Annotated in this window: 15 protein-coding genes; 9 read left to right on the top strand and 6 right to left on the bottom strand. The window is 57.4% G+C overall.

Annotated features, from left to right (window positions below):
- The first annotated feature begins 105 nt into the window (after positions 1-105).
- Positions 106-1,143: an AI-2E family transporter gene (locus QLG07_RS06640; RefSeq protein WP_048917762.1), complete on the top strand. Its 1,038-nt coding sequence runs from the start codon at positions 106-108 to the stop codon at positions 1,141-1,143.
- Between the two features lie 37 nt (positions 1,144-1,180).
- Here QLG07_RS06640 and QLG07_RS06635 read toward each other — a convergent pair whose 3' ends face one another.
- Entirely contained in the window at positions 1,181-1,867 is a 687-nt protein-coding gene (locus QLG07_RS06635; protein WP_048917763.1) for a FadR/GntR family transcriptional regulator, read from the bottom strand.
- A gap of 253 nt (positions 1,868-2,120) precedes the next feature.
- On the opposite strand from QLG07_RS06635, the gene QLG07_RS06630 reads away from it, so the two are divergent.
- On the top strand, positions 2,121-3,410 hold the full coding sequence (locus tag QLG07_RS06630; RefSeq protein WP_282468828.1) for an MFS transporter: 1,290 nt from the start codon (positions 2,121-2,123) through the stop codon (positions 3,408-3,410).
- Between the two features lie 13 nt (positions 3,411-3,423).
- On the top strand, positions 3,424-4,617 hold the full coding sequence (gene uxuA, locus QLG07_RS06625; protein ID WP_282468827.1) for a mannonate dehydratase: 1,194 nt from the start codon (positions 3,424-3,426) through the stop codon (positions 4,615-4,617).
- A gap of 96 nt (positions 4,618-4,713) precedes the next feature.
- On the opposite strand, the gene QLG07_RS06620 is transcribed toward uxuA, so the two are convergent.
- Complete coding sequence (locus tag QLG07_RS06620) at positions 4,714-5,043, bottom strand: DHCW motif cupin fold protein (RefSeq protein ID WP_048917766.1); 330 nt, start codon at positions 5,041-5,043, stop codon at positions 4,714-4,716.
- A gap of 231 nt (positions 5,044-5,274) precedes the next feature.
- On the opposite strand from QLG07_RS06620, the gene QLG07_RS06615 reads away from it, so the two are divergent.
- The 5 genes from QLG07_RS06615 (at position 5,275) to QLG07_RS06595 (ending at position 13,573) form a co-directional block, all read left to right on the top strand.
- Positions 5,275-6,837, top strand: a complete 1,563-nt coding sequence (locus QLG07_RS06615) for an EAL domain-containing protein (protein ID WP_282468826.1) — start codon at positions 5,275-5,277, stop codon at positions 6,835-6,837.
- Between the two features lie 293 nt (positions 6,838-7,130).
- Positions 7,131-8,636, top strand: coding sequence for a glycine betaine/L-proline transporter ProP (gene proP, locus QLG07_RS06610; RefSeq protein WP_282468825.1), 1,506 nt, complete (start codon positions 7,131-7,133; stop codon positions 8,634-8,636).
- 254 nt (positions 8,637-8,890) lie between these two features.
- Positions 8,891-9,907 (top strand): NAD(P)-dependent alcohol dehydrogenase, encoded by a 1,017-nt coding sequence (locus tag QLG07_RS06605; protein WP_048917769.1) that lies wholly within the window; start codon positions 8,891-8,893, stop codon positions 9,905-9,907.
- A 300-nt stretch (positions 9,908-10,207) separates the two neighbouring features.
- Complete coding sequence (fhuE, locus tag QLG07_RS06600) at positions 10,208-12,382, top strand: ferric-rhodotorulic acid/ferric-coprogen receptor FhuE (RefSeq protein ID WP_282468824.1); 2,175 nt, start codon at positions 10,208-10,210, stop codon at positions 12,380-12,382.
- Between the two features lie 123 nt (positions 12,383-12,505).
- Positions 12,506-13,573 carry a diguanylate cyclase gene (locus QLG07_RS06595; RefSeq protein WP_282468823.1) on the top strand — a complete coding sequence of 356 codons (1,068 nt, stop codon included), beginning with the start codon at positions 12,506-12,508 and terminating at the stop codon, positions 13,571-13,573.
- Between the two features lie 44 nt (positions 13,574-13,617).
- On the opposite strand, the gene QLG07_RS06590 is transcribed toward QLG07_RS06595, so the two are convergent.
- The 4 genes from QLG07_RS06590 to QLG07_RS06575 all read right to left on the bottom strand — a co-directional run bounded on the left by QLG07_RS06590 (position 13,618) and on the right by QLG07_RS06575 (position 21,530).
- Positions 13,618-14,241 carry a response regulator transcription factor gene (locus tag QLG07_RS06590; RefSeq protein ID WP_282468822.1) on the bottom strand — a complete coding sequence of 208 codons (624 nt, stop codon included), beginning with the start codon at positions 14,239-14,241 and terminating at the stop codon, positions 13,618-13,620.
- A 70-nt stretch (positions 14,242-14,311) separates the two neighbouring features.
- A complete protein-coding gene (locus tag QLG07_RS06585; protein ID WP_282468821.1) occupies positions 14,312-17,548 on the bottom strand; it encodes an ATP-binding protein in 3,237 nt (1,078 codons plus the stop codon).
- Positions 17,549-17,626: 78 nt separating this feature from the next.
- Positions 17,627-20,902, bottom strand: a complete 3,276-nt coding sequence (locus QLG07_RS06580) for a transporter substrate-binding domain-containing protein (RefSeq protein ID WP_282468820.1) — start codon at positions 20,900-20,902, stop codon at positions 17,627-17,629.
- Positions 20,903-20,906: 4 nt separating this feature from the next.
- Complete coding sequence (locus QLG07_RS06575; RefSeq protein ID WP_191150234.1) at positions 20,907-21,530, bottom strand: response regulator; 624 nt, start codon at positions 21,528-21,530, stop codon at positions 20,907-20,909.
- A gap of 576 nt (positions 21,531-22,106) precedes the next feature.
- On the opposite strand from QLG07_RS06575, the gene QLG07_RS06570 reads away from it, so the two are divergent.
- Positions 22,107-22,634, top strand: coding sequence for a fimbrial protein (locus QLG07_RS06570; RefSeq protein ID WP_282468819.1), 528 nt, complete (start codon positions 22,107-22,109; stop codon positions 22,632-22,634).
- The last annotated feature ends 61 nt before the right edge of the window (positions 22,635-22,695 follow it).

Raw genomic sequence — 22,695 nt, 5'->3', positions numbered from 1 at the left:
GGGCGCGGCATGCCGCGCCCGCCAGGGGTGATCATTCCGAAAGTCGTCAGAGGCGCAGTTTCAGGGGCTACAATGGCTGGCGCATACGCTTAAAACGGAGAACCAATGAAACCCTTACTTCAGGAGAAGATCGGCCAGAATATCCTGCTGAAGCTGGCCACGCTGATGGTGATCCTCGGCGCGATTAAGCTGTCCGCAGAGATCGTCGTGCCGTTTTTACTGGCGTTGTTCTTTGCCATCGTGCTTAACCCAATGGTCAGCTGGCTGATGCGGCGCGGCGTGCGGCGCGGGCTGGCGATCGGCCTGGTGACGGTGGCGATTATTATTGTGCTGGGGCTGCTCGGTCTGATGATTGCCGGGTCGGCGCAGGAGTTCAGCGAGGTTTACCCGCAGCTCCAGGCGCAGGCGGAACAGAAGCTGGCCGTGGTGCAGCATCTGGCCGGGCGCTTCCACATTAATATTTCGGCGCAGTCGCTGGCGCAGCGGCTGGATCCAAACGCCATCGTCGACGTCGCCACGACCATGCTTGGGCAGTTCTCCGGGGCGATGGCGCAGGTTATTCTGGTGGTGATGACGGTGATTTTCATGCTGTTTGAGGTGCACCACCTGCCGTACAAGCTGCGCTATGCCCTGGTCAATCCGCAGATCCGCATCGCCGGGCTGCACAAGGCGCTAAAAGGGGTGACGCACTATCTGGCGCTGAAAACCCTCATCAGCCTGTTTACCGGGGTGCTGGTGTGGCTGGCGCTGCTGGCGCTCGGCGTCAAGTTTGCGCTGCTGTGGGGCGTGGTGGCCTTTGTGCTCAACTTCATTCCTAATATCGGCCCGGTGATAGCCGGAGTTCCGCCGGTGCTCCAGGCGCTGTTGCTCAATACGCCGCTGGATGCCGGGCTAGTGGCGGGGCTGTTTATCGCCATTCATATGCTGCTGGGGAATCTGCTGGAGCCGCGCGTGATGGGGCGCGGGCTGGGGTTGTCGAGCCTGATTGTGTTTCTGTCGCTAATCTTCTGGGGCTGGCTGCTTGGCCCCATCGGCATGCTGCTGTCGGTGCCGCTAACCAGCGTGTGTAAGATCCTGATGGAGACCACGCCGGGCGGCGGAAGGCTGGCGATTTTACTGGGTAACGGACGAAAAGCGCTGTAATCAACGCGGGTCGGGCATGCCCGACCCCTACCACGATCTATTCAATAAACAGCCGGTCATACACGTGCTGTAAATGGCGCTCCATGCAGGCGCGCGCCTGCGGGGCATCGCGGGCGATAATCGCCGCGGCAATATCGGCGTGATCCTGATTCATCTCGCGCGGGAAATCACTTTCGGCGTAGTGGCTCTCCAGGCGCACAAAGCGCGAGCTTTTACGCTTGTTCCACAGGTATTCCATCATATCGCGCAGCACCTCGTTGCCGGTCATCTCGGCAATCAGCAGGTGGAAACGCTTATCTTCGCGCAGAAACTTGTCGTCATTCACGTGCAGCTGGATGAGATCCTGGGTGATCTCCTGCAACTCTGCGCGCTGGTCATCACTGCCGTTGCGCGCCGCCAGTTCCGCGGTCATCGCTTCATACACCTGGCGCGCCTGTATCAGCGCCTTGAGGCTGAACTCCTCCTCTGCCGGGGCGCTCTCGCTCTGCGGCAGCGGGTTCATGACGTAAACCCCGTTACCGGTGCGGATCTCCACCCAGCCGGTAATTTCCAGCGCAATCAGCGCTTCGCGGATCGACGAGCGGCTGACGCCGAGCTGCTTCGCCAGCTCCCGCTCCGGCGGCAGGATAGCGCCCGCCGGAAACTGTCCCTGCTTAATGCAGTTAATCAGCAGGTTAGAAATCTGCCGGTATAGGCGCTCTACTTTTAGTGTCGGTAAATCCATACCTGTTCCTGGCGGGGAAAGTGATGCGCTGAGCTTATCACAGCCGGGCGAGGCATGCCTCGCCCCGTCAAACGCACGCGACGCACGAAGGAGTTTGCCCTACCCAACCCACGCCAAATTTACCGTGCTGAGATCGCCATCACGGAACCGTAAGGTGATTAGCGTTTATTCTCTGGTCCAGCGGCCTGACCACTGGGCCGGAAAATCCTATAACGACACCGATAAACGGCCGCTGAGCCGGCAAGGATTACCGATGACGGTTTCTACCTTTGCAACACCTCTACAAAAAACCAGCCGTATCAAACGGATACAAACCGTATCGCTGATACTGCTGTTCACCGCCGGGATCATTAACTTTCTCGATCGCGGATCGCTGTCGATCGCCAACGCGGCGATCCGCAACGATCTCGGGCTGTCCGCCACCGAATTCGGCGTGCTGCTCTCCGCCTTCTCGCTCTCTTACGGCATCTCGCAGTTGCCGAGCGGCCTGCTGCTGGACCGTTTTGGTCCGCGCATCGTGCTGGGCGGCGGCCTGCTGTTCTGGTCGGTGATGCAGGCGATGGCCGGGGCAGTGAACAGCTTCAGCCACTTTATTATGCTGCGTATTGGCCTCGGCATCGGCGAAGCGCCGTTTATGCCGAGCGGCGTTAAAGTGGTCAACGACTGGTTCAGCGCCCGCGAGCGCGGCCTGCCGATGGGCATTTTTAACTCCTCCACCACCTTCGGCCAGGCCTTTGCCCCGCCGATCCTCGTGGCGCTGATGCTGGCGTTCGGCTGGCGCATGATGTTTGTGATTATCGGCGTGGCGGGCGTGGCGGTAGCGCTGTGCTGGGTGGCCTGGTATCGCAACCGCGACCGCTTTCCCCTGACCAGCGAAGAGCAGCAGTATCTTGACCAGGACACGCAGCCGTCGCAGAAAACCCGCGTGTCGCTAAAGGAGTGGGGGGCGCTATTTAAGAAGCGCACGGTGTGGGGGATGATCCTCGGCTTCAGCGGGGTCAACTATACCGGCTGGCTCTATCTCTCGTGGCTGCCGGGCTATCTGCAGGCGGAGCGCGGGCTGAGCCTGGCGAGCACCGGCTGGGTGGCGGCAATCCCATTCCTGTTTGGCTCCATCGGCATGCTGGTCAACGGCACCGTCGCCGACCGCCTGGCGCGACGCGGCTATGCGCTGGCAAAAACCCGTAAAGCGCTGATCTGCTTCGGCCTGGTCTGCTCCGCCGCCTGTACCCTGCTGGTAGTGCAGTCCACCTCCACCGCCATGGCCGTGGGCTTTATCAGCCTGGCGCTGTTCTTTGTCCACTTTGCCGGCACCTCAGCCTGGGGGCTGGTGCAGGTGATGGCGCCGTCGCGCATGGTGGCCTCGGTCAGCAGTATTCAGAACTTCGGCAGCTTTATCTGCGCCTCATTCGCGCCAATTGTCACCGGCTGGGTGGTCGACACCACCGGCTCGTTCAATATGGCGCTGGTGATCTGCTCCTGCGTGACCTTTGCCGGGGCGCTGGCCTATTTCTTTATCGTAAAAGATCCGATTACAGACTAATCAAGGAGAACTCATGGAACATACATGGCGCTGGTACGGCCCTAATGACCCGGTATCGCTGGATGATGCCCGCCAGGCGGGAGCCACGGGCATCGTCACCGCTCTGCACCATATCCCTAACGGCGAAGTGTGGCCAGTGGAAGAGATCAAAGCGCGTCAGGCGCTGCTGGCGGAGAAGGGCCTGGTGTGGTCCGTGGTCGAGAGCGTGCCGATCCACGAGTCGATCAAAACCCAGCGCGGCGACTACAAACAGTACATCGCCAACTATCAGCAGTCGCTGCGCAACCTTGGCGCCTGCGGCATCGACACCGTGTGCTACAACTTTATGCCGGTGCTGGACTGGACGCGCACCGACCTCGGCTGGGCGCTGCCGGATGGGGCGAAAGCGCTGCGCTTCGACCATATCGCCTTTGCCGCCTTCGAGCTGCATATCCTGCAGCGCCCGAACGCGGCGCAGGATTACAGCGCGGACGAGCAGCAGCAGGCCGCAGCGTACTTTAAGGCGATGAGCGCGCAGCAGGTCGAGACCCTGACGCGCAACATTATTGCCGGGCTGCCGGGTGCCGAAGAGGGTTACACGCTGGAGCAGTTCCAGGCGCAGCTGTCGCAGTATGACGGTATCGACCACGCCAAACTGCGCGAGCATATGGCGGAGTTTTTACGCGCTATCGTGCCGGTAGCGACGGAAGCGGGCATTGTCCTGGCGGTGCACCCGGACGATCCACCGCGCCCCATTCTCGGCCTGCCGCGCATTGTCTCCACCATTGAGGATATGCAGTGGCTGAAAGAGACCGTCGACAGCGTAAACAACGGCTTTACCTTCTGCACCGGCTCTTACGGCGTGCGCGCGGATAACGACCTGGTGAAGATGGCGGAGACCTTTGCCGACCGCATCCACTTTGCTCATCTGCGCTCGACCAAACGCGAAGAGAACCCCAACAGCTTCCATGAGGCCGCGCACCTGGCGGGGGATGTCGATATGGTGGGGGTGATCAAGGTGATTCTGGCCGAGGAGCAGAGGCGCCGCCGCAGCGGTAATCAGCGTGCTATTCCGCTGCGCCCGGACCACGGCCACCAGATGCTCGACGACCTGCATAAAAAAACCAACCCGGGCTATTCGGCGATTGGTCGTCTGAAAGGGCTGGCGGAAATTCGCGGCGTCGAGCTGGCGCTGAAGCAGATCTTCTTTAATTCTGACGCGAAATAGTTCTGGCGGCAGGAGGGCGGCAAGTTCACGCATCCCCGCACTGTAAGCGGGGTAGGTGAACGCAGCCAGCGCATCTGCGGCTTGAAGTATGACGGGTCAGTCGACGATAAACAGATGCGCACCGTTGTCAGTCCACGAGCGGTGCGCTTCCGCATTATCCGCCACCTGGTAACTCATGCCCGCCGTCAGGGTAAAAACGCGGCCATCTTTCAGCTCGGTATGCAGCTCGCCGGACAGGCACAGCAGGATATGGCCTTTACTGCACCAGTGGTCGGCCAGGTAACCTGCGGTGTACTCCACCATCCTCACCCGCACCGCGCCAAACTGCTGCGTGCGCCACCATGCCGTGCCCTTCTCACCCGGATGTTCCGTCGCTTCCAGTGCTGACCAGGCCGTGGTGCCAAAAGGAATGTCGCTCATCTTCATTATCTTGCCCTTTCATCTCGCGAAAAAACCAAACTACGCCTGCCTGTCGGCGGCGACAAGGCTTCTCGCCTCTTTCTGGCATTTACTGGCAGTATTCATATTTGTTATGCAAATTTTTTAATTGTTTAATGCAGGGTGTCGATAATTACTTGATAACATGCGGTGTAAAACCGACCATTTCCCGCCATTGCGGACTATTCGTGCGCCCTTCCGCGCCCACAGGGGATCAGCTTGCAAGCAATCATAAAGCCAAAGTATGAGCGTTTATGGCTGGTCATCGCCGGGCTGCTGCCGCTGATCCTGTGCCTGATCTTCACCTTTATTGAGGCGCGCCAGGCGGTGAAACGTCAGCAGGAGGTCACCGCCTCCATGCTGCTAAGCCAGGCGGAACATATCAGCGATATGGCGTGGAATATGTCTGACCGCCTGCGCCAGTTCAATAACCGCAGCTGTAACGAGATTAAGTTCAAGCTTCAGCAATTTGGCACGCTGTACCCCTATTTCCGTTCCGTCGGCGTAACGCAGGATGACACCGTATTCTGCTCCTCGGCCTTCGGCGATACCCGGGGCACGCTGGAAACCATGATGCGTCAACCAATGCCGGCCCTGCGTAAAGCCTGGTGGAGCCTGTCGGTGGCGGGGACTTTCGGCGTCCAGGACCGTCCGGCAGTGGTGTTTATGCGTGAAATCCCCAACGGCTTCGGTACTTATGCCGTGGTGGATGGTCAGTATCTGATAGATGTTATGCAGGCTGCCGGTACCCGCCACGGCTACCATATCGCCATGCGTTTTGGCGGTGGCTACCGCATTATTAGCGGTGAAATGCAGAACGATCGGCCCGGTATCCTCGGTAACAGCATCTACCGCCGTAGCTCTGAGCGTTACCCGATTGCCATCAGCATTACCGCCCCGCGCTCTGAAGCGCTGCTAAGCTGGCGGCAGGTGTTGTTCACCTTCCTGCCGATGGCAATTATCCTCTCGCTGCTGTTTATGGCCCTGACCAGCAGCTGGCTGAAGCGGAAAAGCTCGTGGGGTGATGAAATTCGCCGCGCCATTAGCCGCGATGAGTTCTCGGTAAATTATCAGCCGGTGATGAATCTGCAAACTGAATCGCTGGCCGGAGCCGAAGCGCTGATGCGCTGGCAGCGCTCCGACGGCAGCTGGGTGCGCCCGGATATCTTTATCGCCGCCGCCGAACAGGAAGGCATGATCGTTCCGCTCACCCGCCATCTGTTGGCGTTAGTGAGTAAAGACTGCGCCAGCTGGCAAGTGTCGCCAGGATTTCATATCGGTATTAACGTGGCGGCAGAGCATTTACAGCATGAGGCGTTCGTTAGCGACATTCGCCAGTTCGCTGCCAGCGTCGCGCATCTGCAACTGGCGATTACGCTGGAGTTGACCGAGCGCAGCCTGATCGTCGACGGCGCCGAGGTGGCGCGCAAGCTGGCCGAGCTGCGTCAGGAAGGGATGCACGTGGCAATCGACGATTTCGGCACCGGTCACTGCTCGCTGAGCTATCTGCAAACCTTCCCGATCGACTATCTGAAGATTGATAAAGGGTTCGTCAATGCGATTGAAGCGGTTGATGGCGAAACGCCGGTGCTGGACGCCATTATTCAGCTGTCGCACCGTCTGGCGCTGGAGGTGGTGGCAGAAGGCGTGGAAAATGCGATGCAGCTTGAATACCTGAAAAAACAGGGGGTGGCGTTTATCCAGGGCTTTTACTACGCCCGCCCGCTGGACAATGCCGCGCTGCTCAACTGGGTTAAGCAGCAGGAGAATAAGCCGCGATAACCTCTACTGACGCCAGCCGCGGAAGGTTCACCCCAGTTCCCGGGGGGAAAATGCCGTTAGTCGTCATCCCTCCCCCCGCTGTTTCTGAGCGAAATTATGTGACCTCGCCAGGAACAGATATACTGTATGCGGGCAAAGTGCGCGGACGTGCTACATGCAACGTTTCTGCATGGCTGACGATGGCGCATTTTGCTGTAGGTTTTTCACCCGTGACCGGTCAGGCAGACAGCGCGGGCCTGACCTTTGTCGTGTGAATTTTTATTTGTGAAACAGATAATTACAGGGTGTTTTATATGAAGCTACGTAGGAAGCGTGTTAAGCCTATTGGGATTAAAGACGTCACCATTATTGATGACACCAAATTACGTAAAGCCATTACCGCGGCCTCACTCGGCAACGCGATGGAGTGGTTTGATTTCGGCGTTTACGGCTTTGTGGCCTATGCATTGGGCCAGGTATTCTTCCCGGGAGCTGACCCGGGCACACAGATGATTGCCGCCCTGGCAACCTTCTCCGTTCCCTTCCTGATCCGTCCATTAGGCGGCCTGTTCTTTGGCGCTCTGGGCGATAAGTATGGTCGTCAGAAAATCCTGTCGATCACCATCATCATTATGTCAGTCAGTACCTTCTGTATCGGGCTGATCCCGTCCTATGCCTCCATTGGCATCTGGGCACCGATCCTGCTGCTGCTGTGCAAAATGGCACAGGGCTTCTCGGTCGGCGGTGAATACACCGGGGCTTCAATCTTCGTTGCCGAATACTCACCGGACCGTAAGCGTGGATTTATGGGCAGCTGGCTGGACTTCGGTTCAATTGCCGGTTTCGTGCTCGGTGCCGGACTGGTGGTGCTGATTTCAGCCGTTATCGGTGAAGCGAACTTCCTCGACTGGGGCTGGCGTATTCCGTTCTTCGTTGCGCTGCCGCTGGGCATCATCGGCCTTTACCTGCGCCATGCGCTGGAAGAGACCCCGGCGTTCCAGCAGCACGTGGATAAACTGGAGCAGGGCGACCGTGAAGGCCTGGCCGACGGCCCGAAAGTCTCGTTCAAAGAGATTGCCACCAAACACTGGAAAAGCCTGCTGGCCTGTATCGGTCTGGTGATTGCCACCAACGTCACCTACTACATGCTGCTGACCTACATGCCGAGCTACCTGTCGCATAATCTGCACTACTCGGAAGACCATGGCGTGATGATCATCATCGCCATCATGCTGGGTATGCTGTTTGTCCAGCCCGTTATGGGCCTGATGAGCGATAAGTTTGGCCGTCGTCCGTTCGTGATTATCGGCAGTGTCGCGCTGCTGCTGCTGGCAGTGCCTTGCTTTATGCTGATTAACAGCGGCGTGATGGGGCTGATTTTTGCCGGTCTGCTGATTCTGGCGGTGATCCTCAACTGCTTCACCGGCGTAATGGCTTCCTCACTGCCGGCGATGTTCCCAACGCATATCCGCTACAGCGCGCTGGCCAGTGCCTTCAATATCTCGGTGCTGATTGCCGGCCTGACGCCAACTGCCGCCGCATGGCTGGTAGAAGCGACCAGCAATCTGTATATGCCGGCTTACTACCTGATGGTGGTGGCGGTGATTGGTTTAATCACCGGCATCACGATGAAGGAAACGGCCAATATGCCGCTGCGCGGTGCCACTCCGGCAGCCTCTGATATGGCAGAAGCCAAAGAGATCCTGCAGGAACACCACGACAACATCGAGCACAAAATCGAAGATATCAGCGAGCAGATCGCCGAGCTGGAAGCCAAGCGCTCCCGCCTGGTGGATCAGCATCCGCGTATCAACGAGTAATCGTTACGGGCCGGGCATGCCCGGCCCCTACCACGATCGTGCAAATGGGTAGGGGTGAGGTATGCCCGGCCCCTACCACGACCGTGCGAAGTGGTAGGGGTGAGGCATGCCTCGCCCGTTTTTTTATCCTGCATTTGCCCACTTTCCCCGCAGTCAGCCCTTCAGATAAACCTTACGTGCGGCGAAACGCTCACTTTTACCGCCCGAGCAGCTACACTTCTCCCCTGATGGAAAACTGAATCTGAGGTAATAACGTGAAAATCAAAAGCTACGCGGCAATGAAAGCAGGCCAGGCTCTGGAACTGTATGAGTACGACGCGGCTGCGCTGAGCGCAGAGGAAGTTGAAGTCGAAGTGGAATACTGCGGCGTCTGCCATTCTGACCTGTCGATGATCGACAACGAATGGGGTATTTCCCAGTACCCAACCATTGCCGGCCACGAAGTGATCGGCCGCGTTTCCGCGCTTGGTGAAGCGGCACAAGACAAAGGCCTGAAGGTTGGCCAGCGCGTCGGCATTGGCTGGACGGCAAAAAGCTGCCAGCACTGCGATGCCTGCATCAACGGCGAGCAGGTCAACTGCCAGAACGGCAGCACGCCAACTATCCTCAACCACGGCGGTTTTGCCGAGAAGCTACGTGCCGACTGGCAGTGGGTGATCCCATTACCGGAAAGCCTGGATGCGGCCAGCGCCGGTCCGCTGCTGTGCGGTGGCATCACCGTATTTAAACCGCTGCTGATGAGCAACATCACTGCTACCAGCCGCGTCGGTGTTATTGGCATTGGTGGCCTGGGCCACATCGCGATTAAGATCCTGCGCGCCATGGGTGCCGAAGTGGTGGCGTTCAGCTCCACACCGAACAAAAAGCAGTCGATTCTCGATATGGGCGCCGACGAAGTGGTCAACAGCCGCGATCCGGAAGCGCTGAAGTCTCAGGCAGGCCGTTTCGACCTGATCCTCAGCACCGTTGCCGTCGACCTCGACTGGAAGCCGTACTTCACCGCGCTGGCGCCAAAAGGCAAGTTCCACACCGTCGGTGCCGTGATGAAGCCGATCGAAGTAGGCGCGTTTGACCTGATCATGGGCGACAAAGCCGTGACCGGTTCTTCCACCGGCTCCCCGGGCCAGCTGCGTTCGCTGCTGAAGCTGGCGGCACGCCGCGATATCGCGCCGCACGTGGAGTTCTTCCCGATGTCGAAAATCAACGATGCGCTGGACCACGTCCGCGCCGGGAAAGCCAATTTCCGCGTGGTGTTGAAAGCCGATTTTTAATCGGTTTCACCGTCAGGGCCGGCCTTTTTTTCGGTCGGCCCGTTTTATCCCCCTAACTCCCTCCCCCCGATAGCATTCCCGTCCCCCTGTAATATTTATTTACATCGCAATGCTAAATACATATAGTTCTCATTTGCTTTAACATTACAGGCCAGCAGTGGTCTGGATTGCACGCCAGTGGACCTCACCGCGTCATCAGGGATTCAGTTCAGAGACTCTACCGCTCAGGGATATTCGGTAAATTTTTCATGTCCGGTGCAGGAAATTAATTAAAACTATCGAGTTATCCGAGGAATTACCGTGCTGTTTTCTCGTCCTGAATTCACGAATAAAACACCCGCTACGTCATTATCCGCTCAGCGCATTTTCACCCCCTCCGTCGCCGCGTTACTGGTGATTTCTGCACTGCATCCGGCACTGGCAGCGGAAACCGCGCAGAGTGAAACGCTGACCGTGGAAGCTAACACCGCCAGCAGCCCGGCAGCACAGGCCGCAGCGGACTACAGCGTGCCGGTAACGACCGCCGGCACCAAAATGACGCTGGCGCTGCGCGATATCCCGCAGTCGGTCAGCATCATCAGCAAACAGCGAATTCAGGACCAGGCCCTGCACAGCATCGGCGAAGTGCTGAATAATACCACCGGCGTGTCCGCCTCGAATATCGACTCCGACCGCGCGAACTACTATTCACGCGGCTTTCTGATCAACAACTATCTGTTCGACGGCGTTCCGACCGTGGTGCAGGATGTGTGGGACCTCGGCGACGCCCAATCCGACACCGCCATTTACGACCGTATTGAGATCGTGCGCGGCGCTAACGCCCTGTCGCTCGGCTCCGGCAACCCTTCCGCCTCGGTTAACATGGTGCGCAAGCACGCCGACAGCAAAGTGGTCAGCGGCAGCCTGTCTGCAGAAACCGGCAGCTGGGACAAGCAGCGCTATGTTGGCGATGTCACCGTGCCGTTGAACGAGTCCGGCAGCGTGCGCGGCCGCGTCATCGGCGGCTATCAGGAAAATGACACCTGGCTGGATCGCTACCATGCCCGTAAGAAATTCCTCTCCACGCTGATCGACGCCGACCTGAGCGACGCCACCACCCTGTCGCTGGGCTGGGATTACCAGGACACCAGCAGCGAAGACCCAAGCTGGGGCGGTATTCCGACCTTCTACAGCAACGGCGAGCGCACTCGCTTCGACCGCAGCTTTAATTCCGGTGCGGACTGGGCCTATAGCGATAAACAGTCAAATAAGATCTTTGCCACGCTGAAGCAGAGGTTTGATAGCGGCTGGCAGGCGCAGGCCACCGGCAGCCACAGTAAAACCACCTTCGACACCCGCCTGATGTACCCGGACGGTTACCCGGATAAAGCCACCGGCCAGGGGATTGCCCTGTACAGCGGCTGGAACAAAGGCCGCCGCACCACCGACAGCGTAGACCTCTACGCTAACGGTCCGTTTGAGCTGCTGGGCCGCAGCCATGAGCTGATGATTGGCGGCAGCTACAGCAAGCAGGACAACACCTTCTTCAACAGCTTTGCAGACCTGTCCGGCGTCAATGTTGGTGATTACAGCAGCTGGAACGGCTCTACCGGCGCGACCGACTGGTCAGCCTTTAGCCCCTATCTGGAAGACACCATTCGCCAGAAATCGGTGTATACCGCCGCACGCTTCTCGCTGGCTGACCCGCTGTCACTGCTGGTCGGCGCTCGCTATACCGACTGGAGCGCCAACGGCACCTCCGGCACCAACGACAGCGATAAAATCGCGCCGTATGCGGGCCTGACGTACGATCTCAACGACACCTACTCCGTCTACGCCAGCTATACCAGCATCTTCCAGCCGCAGACGTCACGTAACAGCGAAGCGAAGTACCTCGATCCGGTCAGCGGAAAAAGCTATGAAACCGGCATCAAAGGCGACTGGGCCAACAGCCGTCTGACCGCCACGCTGTCGCTGTTCCGCACCGAGCAGAACGGCCTGGGCGTCAACAGCTACACCTACATCCCGGGCAGCACCGAATACGCTTACGACGCTGTCGATGCGGTCAGCCGCGGCGTGGAATTTGAAGTTAACGGTGCCCTGACCGACAACTGGCAGATGACCTTCGGCGCCTCGCGCTATATTGCCGAGCAGCGCGATGGCACCGCCGTGATGCCGGAGATCCCGCGCACTACCGCCAAACTGTTCACCAGCTATCGCCTGCCGATGCTGCAGGACCTGACCGTGGGCGGCGGCGTCAACTGGCAGAACAAGACCTTTAATAACGTCGCCGGTGGCCCGGCTGGCAGCGACTACATCGATCAAAGCCCGGTGACGCTGGTCAATCTGTTCGGTCGCTACCAGGTGACGAAACAGGTTTCCGTACAGGCCAACGTCAACAACCTGTTCGACAAAGAGTACTACGACTATATGGGCACGTATGTGGTGTATGGCGCGCCGCGTAACTTCTCCGTTTCGGCTAATTACGCGTTTTAATCTGCGTTAAAATCGGCCAGCCGCGCCCCTGCGGCTGGTTTTTTTTCACATATTAAGAAAAGTCCGATACGTTCTGATAATTTCCGATACACTGCTTTATCGACCCGCCCACATTGCTGATTCATGCACTACTACTCACCCGATGACAGCCAGTTAAAACTGCGCTCAACGCGTTTTATTCGTCGCATGTTCGCCATGCGTCAGCTGGGCACCTTTTTGTGTTTTTTTCCCTTTCAGTCGGTGCTTTCGGAACTGGATCGCAGCACGTGGTTCACTATTTTGCTGTTTATTAATGCCTTTATCTGGCCGTCGGTCGCCTGGCTACTGGCGCACTCCTCACCCGACCCGACCAACACCGAGCGCCGCAACTTAACCATTGATGCCGCGTTTGGTGGCGCATGGGTGGCGCTAATGGCCATCAGCCCGATGCCTTCGCTGATTATCATCGCTGTGCTGGCCTCTGACCGCTATGCCGCCGGCGGCTGGCCGCAGCTGAAACCGGCGATCCAGGCGTTTACGCTGACTTTTATTCCCGTCTGGGCGGTGCTCGGCCTGCCACTGCAGCCGACCTTCAGCACGCGCACGGTGTGGCTGACGCTGCCGCTGGCAACCTGTTATATGCTGGTGCTCAGCGCGGTGTCGTATCAGCTCACGCTTAGCCTGCGGCGTAAAAACCGCGAGCTGGAGCGCATCTCGCTGATGGACCCGAGCCTGAAGATCCCTAACCGCCGCCTGTTTGACCGCCGTCTGGAGAGCGAATACCTGCGCACCCAGCGTGGCGAAGGCCGCGCCTGGCTGATGCTGATCGACGTGGATAATTTCAAGCAGGTCAATGACCGTTTTGGCCACGAAGCGGGGGATTATCTGCTGGCGGAGATCTCACGCCTGCTGCGCAGCGAAGTGGGCACCCGCGATATTCCGGCACGCTTCGGTGGCGATGAGTTAGGGGTGATTGTGCGCGATGCCGACGATATCACTATCGTGATGCTGGCAGCGGCGCTGAAAGAGAAAATCGCCCAGATCCGCCTGCCCGCCTCTGCTGAATTCCAGTTCTCCGTCAGCATCGGCATTGCCCCGGCCAGTAACGCCGACTCCATCCACCAGTGGCTGCGCCATGCAGACCAGGCGCTGTACAGCGTCAAACGCACCGGCCGCGACGGCATTCACCTGTGGCAGGCTGCGGAAGTGTGAGCTGACAGATGATTCACATCACAACCTGAGACGCTTCTCCGCGATCAAATCACATTATTGCGTCGCGCAAAATCGAGCAGATCGACGGTTTTTTCCAGGCCGAGCTTGGTCATGATCCGCCGTTTGTAGGTGCTGATTGACTTGTTGCTAACGTGCAGCTTTGCGGCGATGTCGATCAGCGCCTCTCCTTTTGCCAGGTAGCCGAGCACTTCCAGCTCGCGGTTAGATAACATGCTGAGCGCGCCTTCTTCAGAAACTTTATCGGCAGGGGCTGCTCCTTCGAGTGCTCTTCTCGGGAAAAAATCATAGCCGTTGTAGATCGCTTTGAACGCATCCACCAGCTGGTCGAGATCGTTATCTTTACTGATGTAGCCATTTGCTCCGGCGCTGCGGGCGCGGTCGATAAAGTGCTGCTCACCGTGCGTTGAAAGCACCAGAATGCCGCCCGTGAACCCATCCGCCCGCAGTCGTTTGATCACCTCCAATCCGTTAGGTGGTGGGATATCGATATCGATAACCACCAGCTCCGCCTGACTGGATTGCAAAGCGCGTAGCGCTTCGCGGCCATTATCACACACGCCAACGACCTCATGACCGTTCGCCGTCGCCGTCACCTTCACGGCCAGCTGTGAAACAGGATGATCATCTACAATAAAAATCTTCGCCATATCATCAGCACCCAGAAATTAAATGGAATCAGTGGAAAACTTGTCGCGCAGCCTTTTCAGGGTGCGGACGCTATGCATTGCGTTCGCCCAGCGCCCGTTGCAGCTCATCCTTGAGCGTATCAATCTGCACCCTACACTCGGCCACCAGCGCTGACAGGCGCTGATACTGCCCTGCATCGACGGCCAGTTCCAGCTGCCGCGACGCATCGGCCAGCGCCAGCGCATTGATGGTCCGTGCGCCACCCAGCAGACTGTGTGCAACCTGCTTTAACTGCGGCATATTTTGCTGGGCCAGCGCGCTAGTCAGACGCTCACCATCGCGCTGGTTTTGCGCCAGTACCGAACCGATGAGTTGATTAAAGATCTCCGGCTGCGACTGCGCCAGCTTATCCAGCGTCAGGACGATATTCGGGTCAACTCCCCCTTCCTCATTCGCCTGCAATCCGTTGATGCGGGCGAGCAGGCTGCCGAGCTCAACAGGTTTGAACAGACAGTCGGTCATTCCCGCCTGCTTCGCCTGCGCCATCACTTCCTGCTCCGCCATCGCGGTCAGCCCAAACATCGGCTGCGGCGCCAGGCCGCGTTCAGTTTCCAGCTGGCGCAGGGCCCGCACCAGCTCAAAGCCGTTCATGACCGGCATATTACAATCGGTGATCACCAGGTCAAACGACGGTTGCGCCTGCTGCCAGGCATGCAGGGCGGCCTGACCATCTTCGACCGCGAGGCTGCGATGTCCGGCAAACGCCAGCTGCTGACTCAGCAGCAGCCGGTTCGGCGGATGATCATCAACAATCAGGATGTTGCGTGCCACAGGTGCCACCTGCGGCAGCGATACGCTCTTGTCCACCAGCGGCCCCTGCCAGACCGGAGCGGAAAAACGGAAAATAAACGTGGTGCCTTCATCGGGGGTGCTCTCCACTTCCAGCGTGCCGCCCAGCAGATCGGCTAACTGGCGGCAGATACTCAGCCCCAGCCCGGTGCCGTGGTGCGCGGCGCGGCTGCTCTCCACCTGCACAAACGGCTCGAATATCGCCTGCTGTTGCTCCGCACTCAAGCCCACTCCAGTATCACACACCTCAAGCACGAAGTGCGCATGCTCATCTGGCGCTTTTGCCGCCTGATAAATAACCACTTCCACCTCACCCTCGGCGGTGAATTTAATGGCGTTACTTAACAGGTTAGAGATGATCTGCTTCAGCATTACCGGATCGAAAAGGATCCGGTCATCCCGCACCTCAACACGGGTCACCAGCGTAATATCTTTCTCGTCCGCGCTGTAGCGAAACAGCGTGCTGATGCTGTTAAGCGTCTCCGTCAGGGAGAGCGGGATGCTGCGCACCTTAAATGTGCCCGACTCAATTTTCGCCATGTCGAGAATGTCGCCGAGCAGCATCAGCAGCGAACGCGCCGACTCGTAGGCCACGGCAATATTATTTTTACGCTGCTGCGGGCTGGATCGCCCCTGATTCTCCAGCTCCAGTAGGCCGATTAACGCGTTCATCGGCGTGCGGATTTCGTGGCTCATCTGCGAGAGAAACATACTTTTCGATTCGCTGATTTTGTCGACCCGGGACTTAGCGATTTGCAGCCTGCGCCGCAGGTTTTGCTGCACGGCGAGGTTGCTCTTCAGCAGCCGATTGCGCCAGAAAAAGAAGCCCAGCATCAGGCCGATGACAATCAGCGCAGCAATCGAGCTGACGATAATGTTCTGATAACGGCCCCAAACGTCGAGCCGCTCAAGAGTAAAGCGCAGCTGCCATCCGCTGAGCTGTGCATCCATCGCCTGTGGCGAGATATCGATCAGCGCGCTGTCGATAATCGTGAGCAGTGTGCGGTTCTGTTCGGTCGTCGCCATCGCCATTTTCAACGGCGGGATCGGCAGAATCATTGCCATTTTAAAGCGATCGGCAAGGTAGCTTTTCAGGAAGAATCCCGCTGCCGTTTGCGGTAGCACGGCCCCGTCCAGGCTGCGGGTCCACAGTGAAAACACCGTTTCTAACGAGAAGTTTTCCTCAACGAATTTTACCTGCGGGAACTGCGCGCGCAGGGCAGGCAGGTAGTAACTACCGGGATACACCGCCACAGTGCGGCCATTCATATCCGCCAGCGACTGCACCGCCGCACTCTCTTTGCGCGTGACCAGTACCCAGCTTGAGATCAGATAAGGGCGCGAGTAGATAACGCCATCACCACCGCCAGCGGAAGCATCTGCCAGCGCGATCAGCGATTCAGGATGTTGGCGCAGGTGGGCGCGCATCGCAGCCAGATTATCGAAGTTTTGCCAGCGAAATGTTATGCCGCTTTGCTGGCCGATTCGCTTCAACAGCGAGATAGTAAAACCACTCTCTTCACCCTTATCGTTAATAAAGGTCATCGGTTCGTGGGTATTGGTGATCAGTACCGGCACTACCGGATGCTGCTGCACCCAGGCACGCTGTTCCGGGCTGAGGGTGATGGCGCTGTTGATACTGAGCGGCGTCGCCAACCGCCAGGCCTCTGCCATGCGGGCAAAAGTGCGGGTAGGTACCGCACTGCGCACCTCATTGATGGCGGTAATCAGCGGTGCGAATTCCTGACGAGCGACAAAAATCAGGCTCTGATCCTCCAGCAGCGAACTTTTTTCACTGGTCAGCCGATTCTCATAAATGCGTGCATTGATTTCGCTGGCGGTAACGTCATTGCTCCACATCACCACGTTTTCATCATTGGCGACGGCGGCCATTGCCGAGTAGTAATCGTCCCTGGCCACCAGCCGGGCCTGCGGATAAGCCCGCTGCAGTGACCGACGCAGGCTGTCATCACCGACATAAACCAGCGTTTTGCCCGCCAGCCCTCCGGCACCGTTCAGCTCAATAATTGGCTGATGAACCAGCACCGCGTGGTCGGCCACCCAGGCGTCGGACAGCGTCAGCCCGGGCTGCTGCGCCAGCTGTGGCGTAGCGGGCAGCAGATCGATGTCGCCGGCATTTAACGCCTGCAGCGCCGAATGATGGTCGGGGTAGCGGATAATATTGAACGACAGCGGCAGGGCGCGCTGCAGCAGTGAGAGATAGTCGGCCATCAGGCCTTCAAAACTTTGCGGATCGGTGTCAACAACGTAAGGTGGATGGGCCGGCAACCAGACGCCAACGCGTATCTGCCGATGCTGTTGCAGCCAGGCAAGCTGGCTGGCTGGCAGCGTGAGCTGCGGAACATCAACGCGCGCACGCGGCAGTAACGTCTGGGAAACCGGGGCGGCTGCCAGCAGCAGCGGCGCGGAGAAAATGACCCCGACCAGCAGACGGCGAAACGCGGCGGTCAAAAGCACGTGGCAATACCTGAGTTCAGCTAAACATACTTTGATAATAGCAGGCAAACCCTCGCCTGCTGTTACACTGCCTGACGTTTATTTCCTCTCGTGTAGCCAGCGCTCTATGGCGCTATTCAGCTCAGTCACCGCGTCGATCACCGACTGCCACAGGCGGCTGATTTTCACTTCATCTGCGGGGACTTCCCGGCAAGCTAACTCCATGCTGCGGGAGACAGTTTTCACCCCCTCTGCGCCAAAAATCTGTGCGGCCCCGGAAATACTGTGTATAGATTTCGCCAGCTCAGGCCAGTCCTGCAGCTGGAATAGGTCGGCCGCCTGCGCCAGATCCTGCTGGTTGGTTTGCAGGGTAATGCTCATCAGTTCACGCAGAATCTCATCGTCATAGTCGCTGAGCGACTGTAGCTTGTCGTAGTTGACCAGTTCCTGCAAAGCCCGGGCATCAGTCGACTCCTGCGGCATATTTTTCATCACGATATCGAGGATAGACTGCAGCTGCGGCAGCTGTAAGGGTTTAAACATGCAGTCGTTCATCCCTGCGGCCAGGCAGCGGACGCGCTCCTCCGGCCATGCATTCGCCGTTAGCCCGAGGATGGTCACGTCCGCTTTCTGATGTTCACGGATCAGGCGCGTCAGCTCTAACCCATCCATTCCAGGCATGCTGCAGTCGGTAATCACTACGTCAAACGCCTCCTGCTGCCAGCAAACCCAGGCCTCTTCACCGTCTTTTGCCTCTTTCACCCGATGCCCGAGGTGCACCAGCTGGCGCCGCAGCAGCATACGGTTAGCCGGATGGTCATCAACCGCCAGAATACGCAGTGCCTGATGCTGAACCCGGCTTTCACCTGCGGTGCTCTGCCCATGTTCCGGGCGTTTATGGCTAAGGGCCACTGGCACGGTAAAACTGACCTGCGTTCCCTGTCCGGGATGGCTTTTCATGGAAATTTCACCGCTCATCATATGCACCAGCTGCGCGCAGATAGCGAGGCCGAGGCCGGAGCCAATCTGGGTGCAGCCGTTGTGCGCCTGCACCCACGGGTCGAAGATATCCTGCTGCTCCTCCTGCGAGATGCCTTTGCCGGTGTCCGTCACGCTGATGCGTAACATAGCCGAGCCGGCGATCTCATCGTTTTCCAATGCCATATCCACATTAATGCTCCCCTGATCGGTGAATTTAATCGCATTACTGACCAGGTTAGAGAGCACCTGACGAAAGCGCAGCGGGTCGATAAATAACTGGTACGGCAGCTGTGGCGGCAGCGTACAGCGCAGCCGTAAGCTCTTCTGGCGCGCCAGCCCTTCAAATACCCGCACCACCGGCGGCAGCAGATCGGTAGATCGCACCCACTCCGGCGCCAGCTCCAGACGGCCTGACTCGATGCGTGCCATATCCAGGATATCGCCGATTAACCCCATCAACGTGCGTGCCGACTCCCAGGCAACGCGTACCGGATCTTCCTCATCTGGCCGCGTCTCGCTGGTTTTTACCGACAGCTCCAGCAGCCCGATGATCGCGCTGACCGGCGTGCGGATCTCATGGCTCATGGTGGCGAGGAAGGTGCTTTTGGCGCGGTTGGCCTGCTCGGCCCGCTCGCGTGCTTCAGACAGGGCCTGCGTCAGCGTTTCGTTATGCTCCAGCTGCGATTGCAGATCCTGCTGAGCCACGCGCCTGGCGCGAACTTCACGGCGCAGATAGTAGATCCACAGCACGGTGGTGAGGATGATCACGCCCGCCACGCTGAATACCAGCCAGAACTGGGTTTTATAAAGCTCCCAGGTATCAAGCCGCACATCCGGCCGCGTCTGCCACTTATCAATGACGCTGTTGATATCAGCCGGGGAGATATTTGCCAACGACTTGTTGAGAATGCTTTGCAGCTCAGGCTGATCGCGGGCGATCGCAAAGGCAATAGCAGCCGCCTGGCTACCGACCTGCCCCCCTATTTTCAGCCGATCGCGGAAATAGCGTTCAATCATATAGCTGGCGCCAAACAGCGTATGCACCGCCACATCCGCATCACCGTTATCCACCATCTGCAGCGCAATGCTGGCATTCGCGGTTTCAATAAGATGGATGCCCGGATTGAGCCGTGCCAGTTCTGAGATCAGGCTGTTTTTGCTGACTATCGCTACGCGCGTCCCTGGCGGTAACGGCGTGGAAAAACTGCTCTCTTTGCGCTCAATCAGTACAAACGGCGAGTTAAAATAGGGCCGTGAGAACAGTAGATTCTCATTGCGGTCGTCACTGTGGCTGAGGGCTCCGATAAACAGCGCCTTTTTCGTTGCCACCTGCTGCTCCATCTCTTTCACCGAATCGGCCGCGACCGGGCGAAAATGGATGCCGGTACGCAGATGGATCATCCGCAGGATATCCGCGGTGACGCCATAAAAGTTGCTGCTGGCGTCCATCATGGTAAACGGTGCATAGAAGGCATTGACAGATACCGCCACGCTCGAGTGCTTCGCCAGCCATTTTTTTTCCGTCTCGCTGAATTCAACCGGCTTATTCACGCGCCACTGGTTGGCGCGCTCGCTCCACTGTTGCAGGATCACCTGCTGCTGCGTTCGCGGGATAGAATCCAGCACGCGGTTGACAATGCGGGTCAGGACCTCATCCTCTTTACGCAGCACAAAATGGCTGCCGGTGTCGCGCGCAGGATAGACCTGCTGTAACGTCAGATAGTGAGAGTAGTTGCGTTCCAGCAGATATGAGGTAGTGACCAGGTTGCCGATGTAGAAGTCGTTTTCGTCAAAGGCCACCGACGCCAGCGCCTGATCGTCCGTATTAAAATGCATAATGCGTACGCCGGGAAAGTTCTCCTCAATCCAGCTGTCATCCACGTACCAGCGGGCGATCGCCAGCCGCATGCCCTGACGATACTGAAAGGGTATTCCGCTGCCTTTCTTGCGGTGAACCAGCACCGGATGGTCGCTGATAAAGTTTTTTGAAGGGGTCAGATCGCTATGCAGCGGAATATCCTTGCCGGAAGGATCGGCCACCATATCCACCTGCTGCTGTAACAGGGCTTCCATTGCCGCTTCACGGTTAGGGAACCTTTGCATCTGCAGTTTTATCCCAAGATACTGGGAAACAAGGAAGATATAGTCGGCGATCATGCCTTCGAAATGCCCTTCTCCGCTAAAAATAGCCAGCGGCGGGATCTCCGGCTGCCAGACGGCCACGGTCAGCTCGCGCTTGTTACCCAGCCAGCGCCAGTCGCTATCATCCAGGGTAAACACTTTCGGGTTATAGACCTCCTGGCTGAGAAGATTGAGCGGTTCAGGCCGGGTGGGAATGGCAGCGGTCGCTGCCATGCTGAACATAAGGAACAGGGAGAGGATGAAATTTTTCACCGTATTAATCCAGGTTATGCCGACGGGCGAAATCGATCAGCTCCAGCGTGTTGTTTAACTGAAGCTTGGTCAGCAGCCGGGATTTATAGGTGCTGACCGTTTTATTGCTGATGTGCATTTTCTCCGAGATCTCAATCACCCGGATGCCGCGACTCAGATAGCGCAATACCTGAAGCTCACGGCTGGAGAGCTGGGTTACCACTTCCAGCTCTTTCGGCGGGGCCTTGCGCGAGACGCCGGGCTGGCGCCGCAGCGGAAAATAGCCATAGCCGCGCACCACGGTGCGTACCGCATCGCGCAGTTCATCAAGGTTATTGCCTTTGCCGATAAAGCCATCCGCACCGATGTTGATACAGCGGTTGAGATAGTGCTCATCATCGCGTCCGGTCAGCACCAGCATGCGGCCTTTAAACTCTGAGGCATTGAGTTTTTCAATTAGCTCAATTCCGCTAAGTCCGGGAATATCCAAATCTACAACGATAATATCCGGCTGCATTTTCTGCGCCAGCTTGAACGCTTCCAGTCCATTACCCGATTCAGCAAGAATCGTATGCCCGTCTTTTTCCAATAACATACGGATAGCCAGACGCGCCATTGGATGGTCGTCGATTATAATTACGTTTGCCATAGGTGTACCTTTAAATGTTTTCTCGCTATAAAGGTTGGCACAGGCACGGCAAAATAATCAACACAAAATTGATATTTTTTTATTTAAACCAAAAAACAAAAACTTAAATCAGAATATTAAAACCTTTTTAATCAGTGCGAGAAAACATGAAGGATGACAAAGATTTTCTTTTTTCCTGATTGTCACATGCTGATTATACCCTACAAAAATCAAACAAATGCTCACTCATAAATAACTGATAAAAAACAATTAAATCTCAAATGGCATTATCAAACCCACATCTGCAACAGCGATTACCCTGACTCCCCCCCTTTCAATGTAGTCCATGGATGACATTACGCGCTGAATATGATGACAGCGCTTGCCGCATCGCCCTAATGTTTATCAAATCCACGAGGGTATAGTAATCCCCAGCAAAAGAATAACTCAACAGGCTCATTCAAATACATCATAGATGAATAAATGACGTGAGTGAACGCTTTTGATATTTATTTCATTACAACAATCCAGACATCGCCTGGCCATTAACAATGAAATAAAAACCCTTATTGAAAACAGACCACAGGAATTTAAATCATGAAAAAGCAACTTCACGCTCTGGCGTTATTTTCTGTTTTTTGCGGCGCGGCAGTTTCAACTGCAAATGCAGCTGATGGCACTATCCAGTTCAACGGTGAAATCATTGATGCTGCTTGCACCGTGTCGCCAGCCAGCGCCAACCAGACGGTAACCCTGGGCCAGGTGAGCAGCTCTGCGCTGGCTACCGTTAACCAGCGCGCAGCCGCCACGTCTTTCCAGATTGATCTGACCGCCTGCCCGGCCAGCGTGACCACTGCCAGCGTTAAATTCGACGGTAACTCGTATCAGGGCGATAGCAGCACCCTGGCACTGTCGCCTGTACCGGGTGCTGCAACCGGTGTCGGTATCCAGATCCGTACCGCTACCGGTCTGGTGCTGCCACTTTATTACGGTTCGACGCCTACAGCACTGACTCAGGGCACAACGAATACCCTGAAATTCGACGCGGCCTATGTCGCTAAATCCGTTCCGGTAACTGCGGGTCCGGCAAATGCCGTTGCCACCTTCAGCGTTATCTACAACTGATTATCGGGCAGTGCCCTGCGTACTGCAGCCTTCTGCAAAGCCGGCTTAACGCCGGCTTTCA

Origin of the sequence: Erwinia sp. V90_4 (assembly GCF_029967685.1) — a bacterium.
GTDB lineage: Bacteria > Pseudomonadota > Gammaproteobacteria > Enterobacterales > Enterobacteriaceae > Erwinia > Erwinia aphidicola.
The sequence above is the reverse complement of the archived record's forward strand: the minus strand, read 5'-3'. Positions and strand labels throughout refer to the sequence as shown.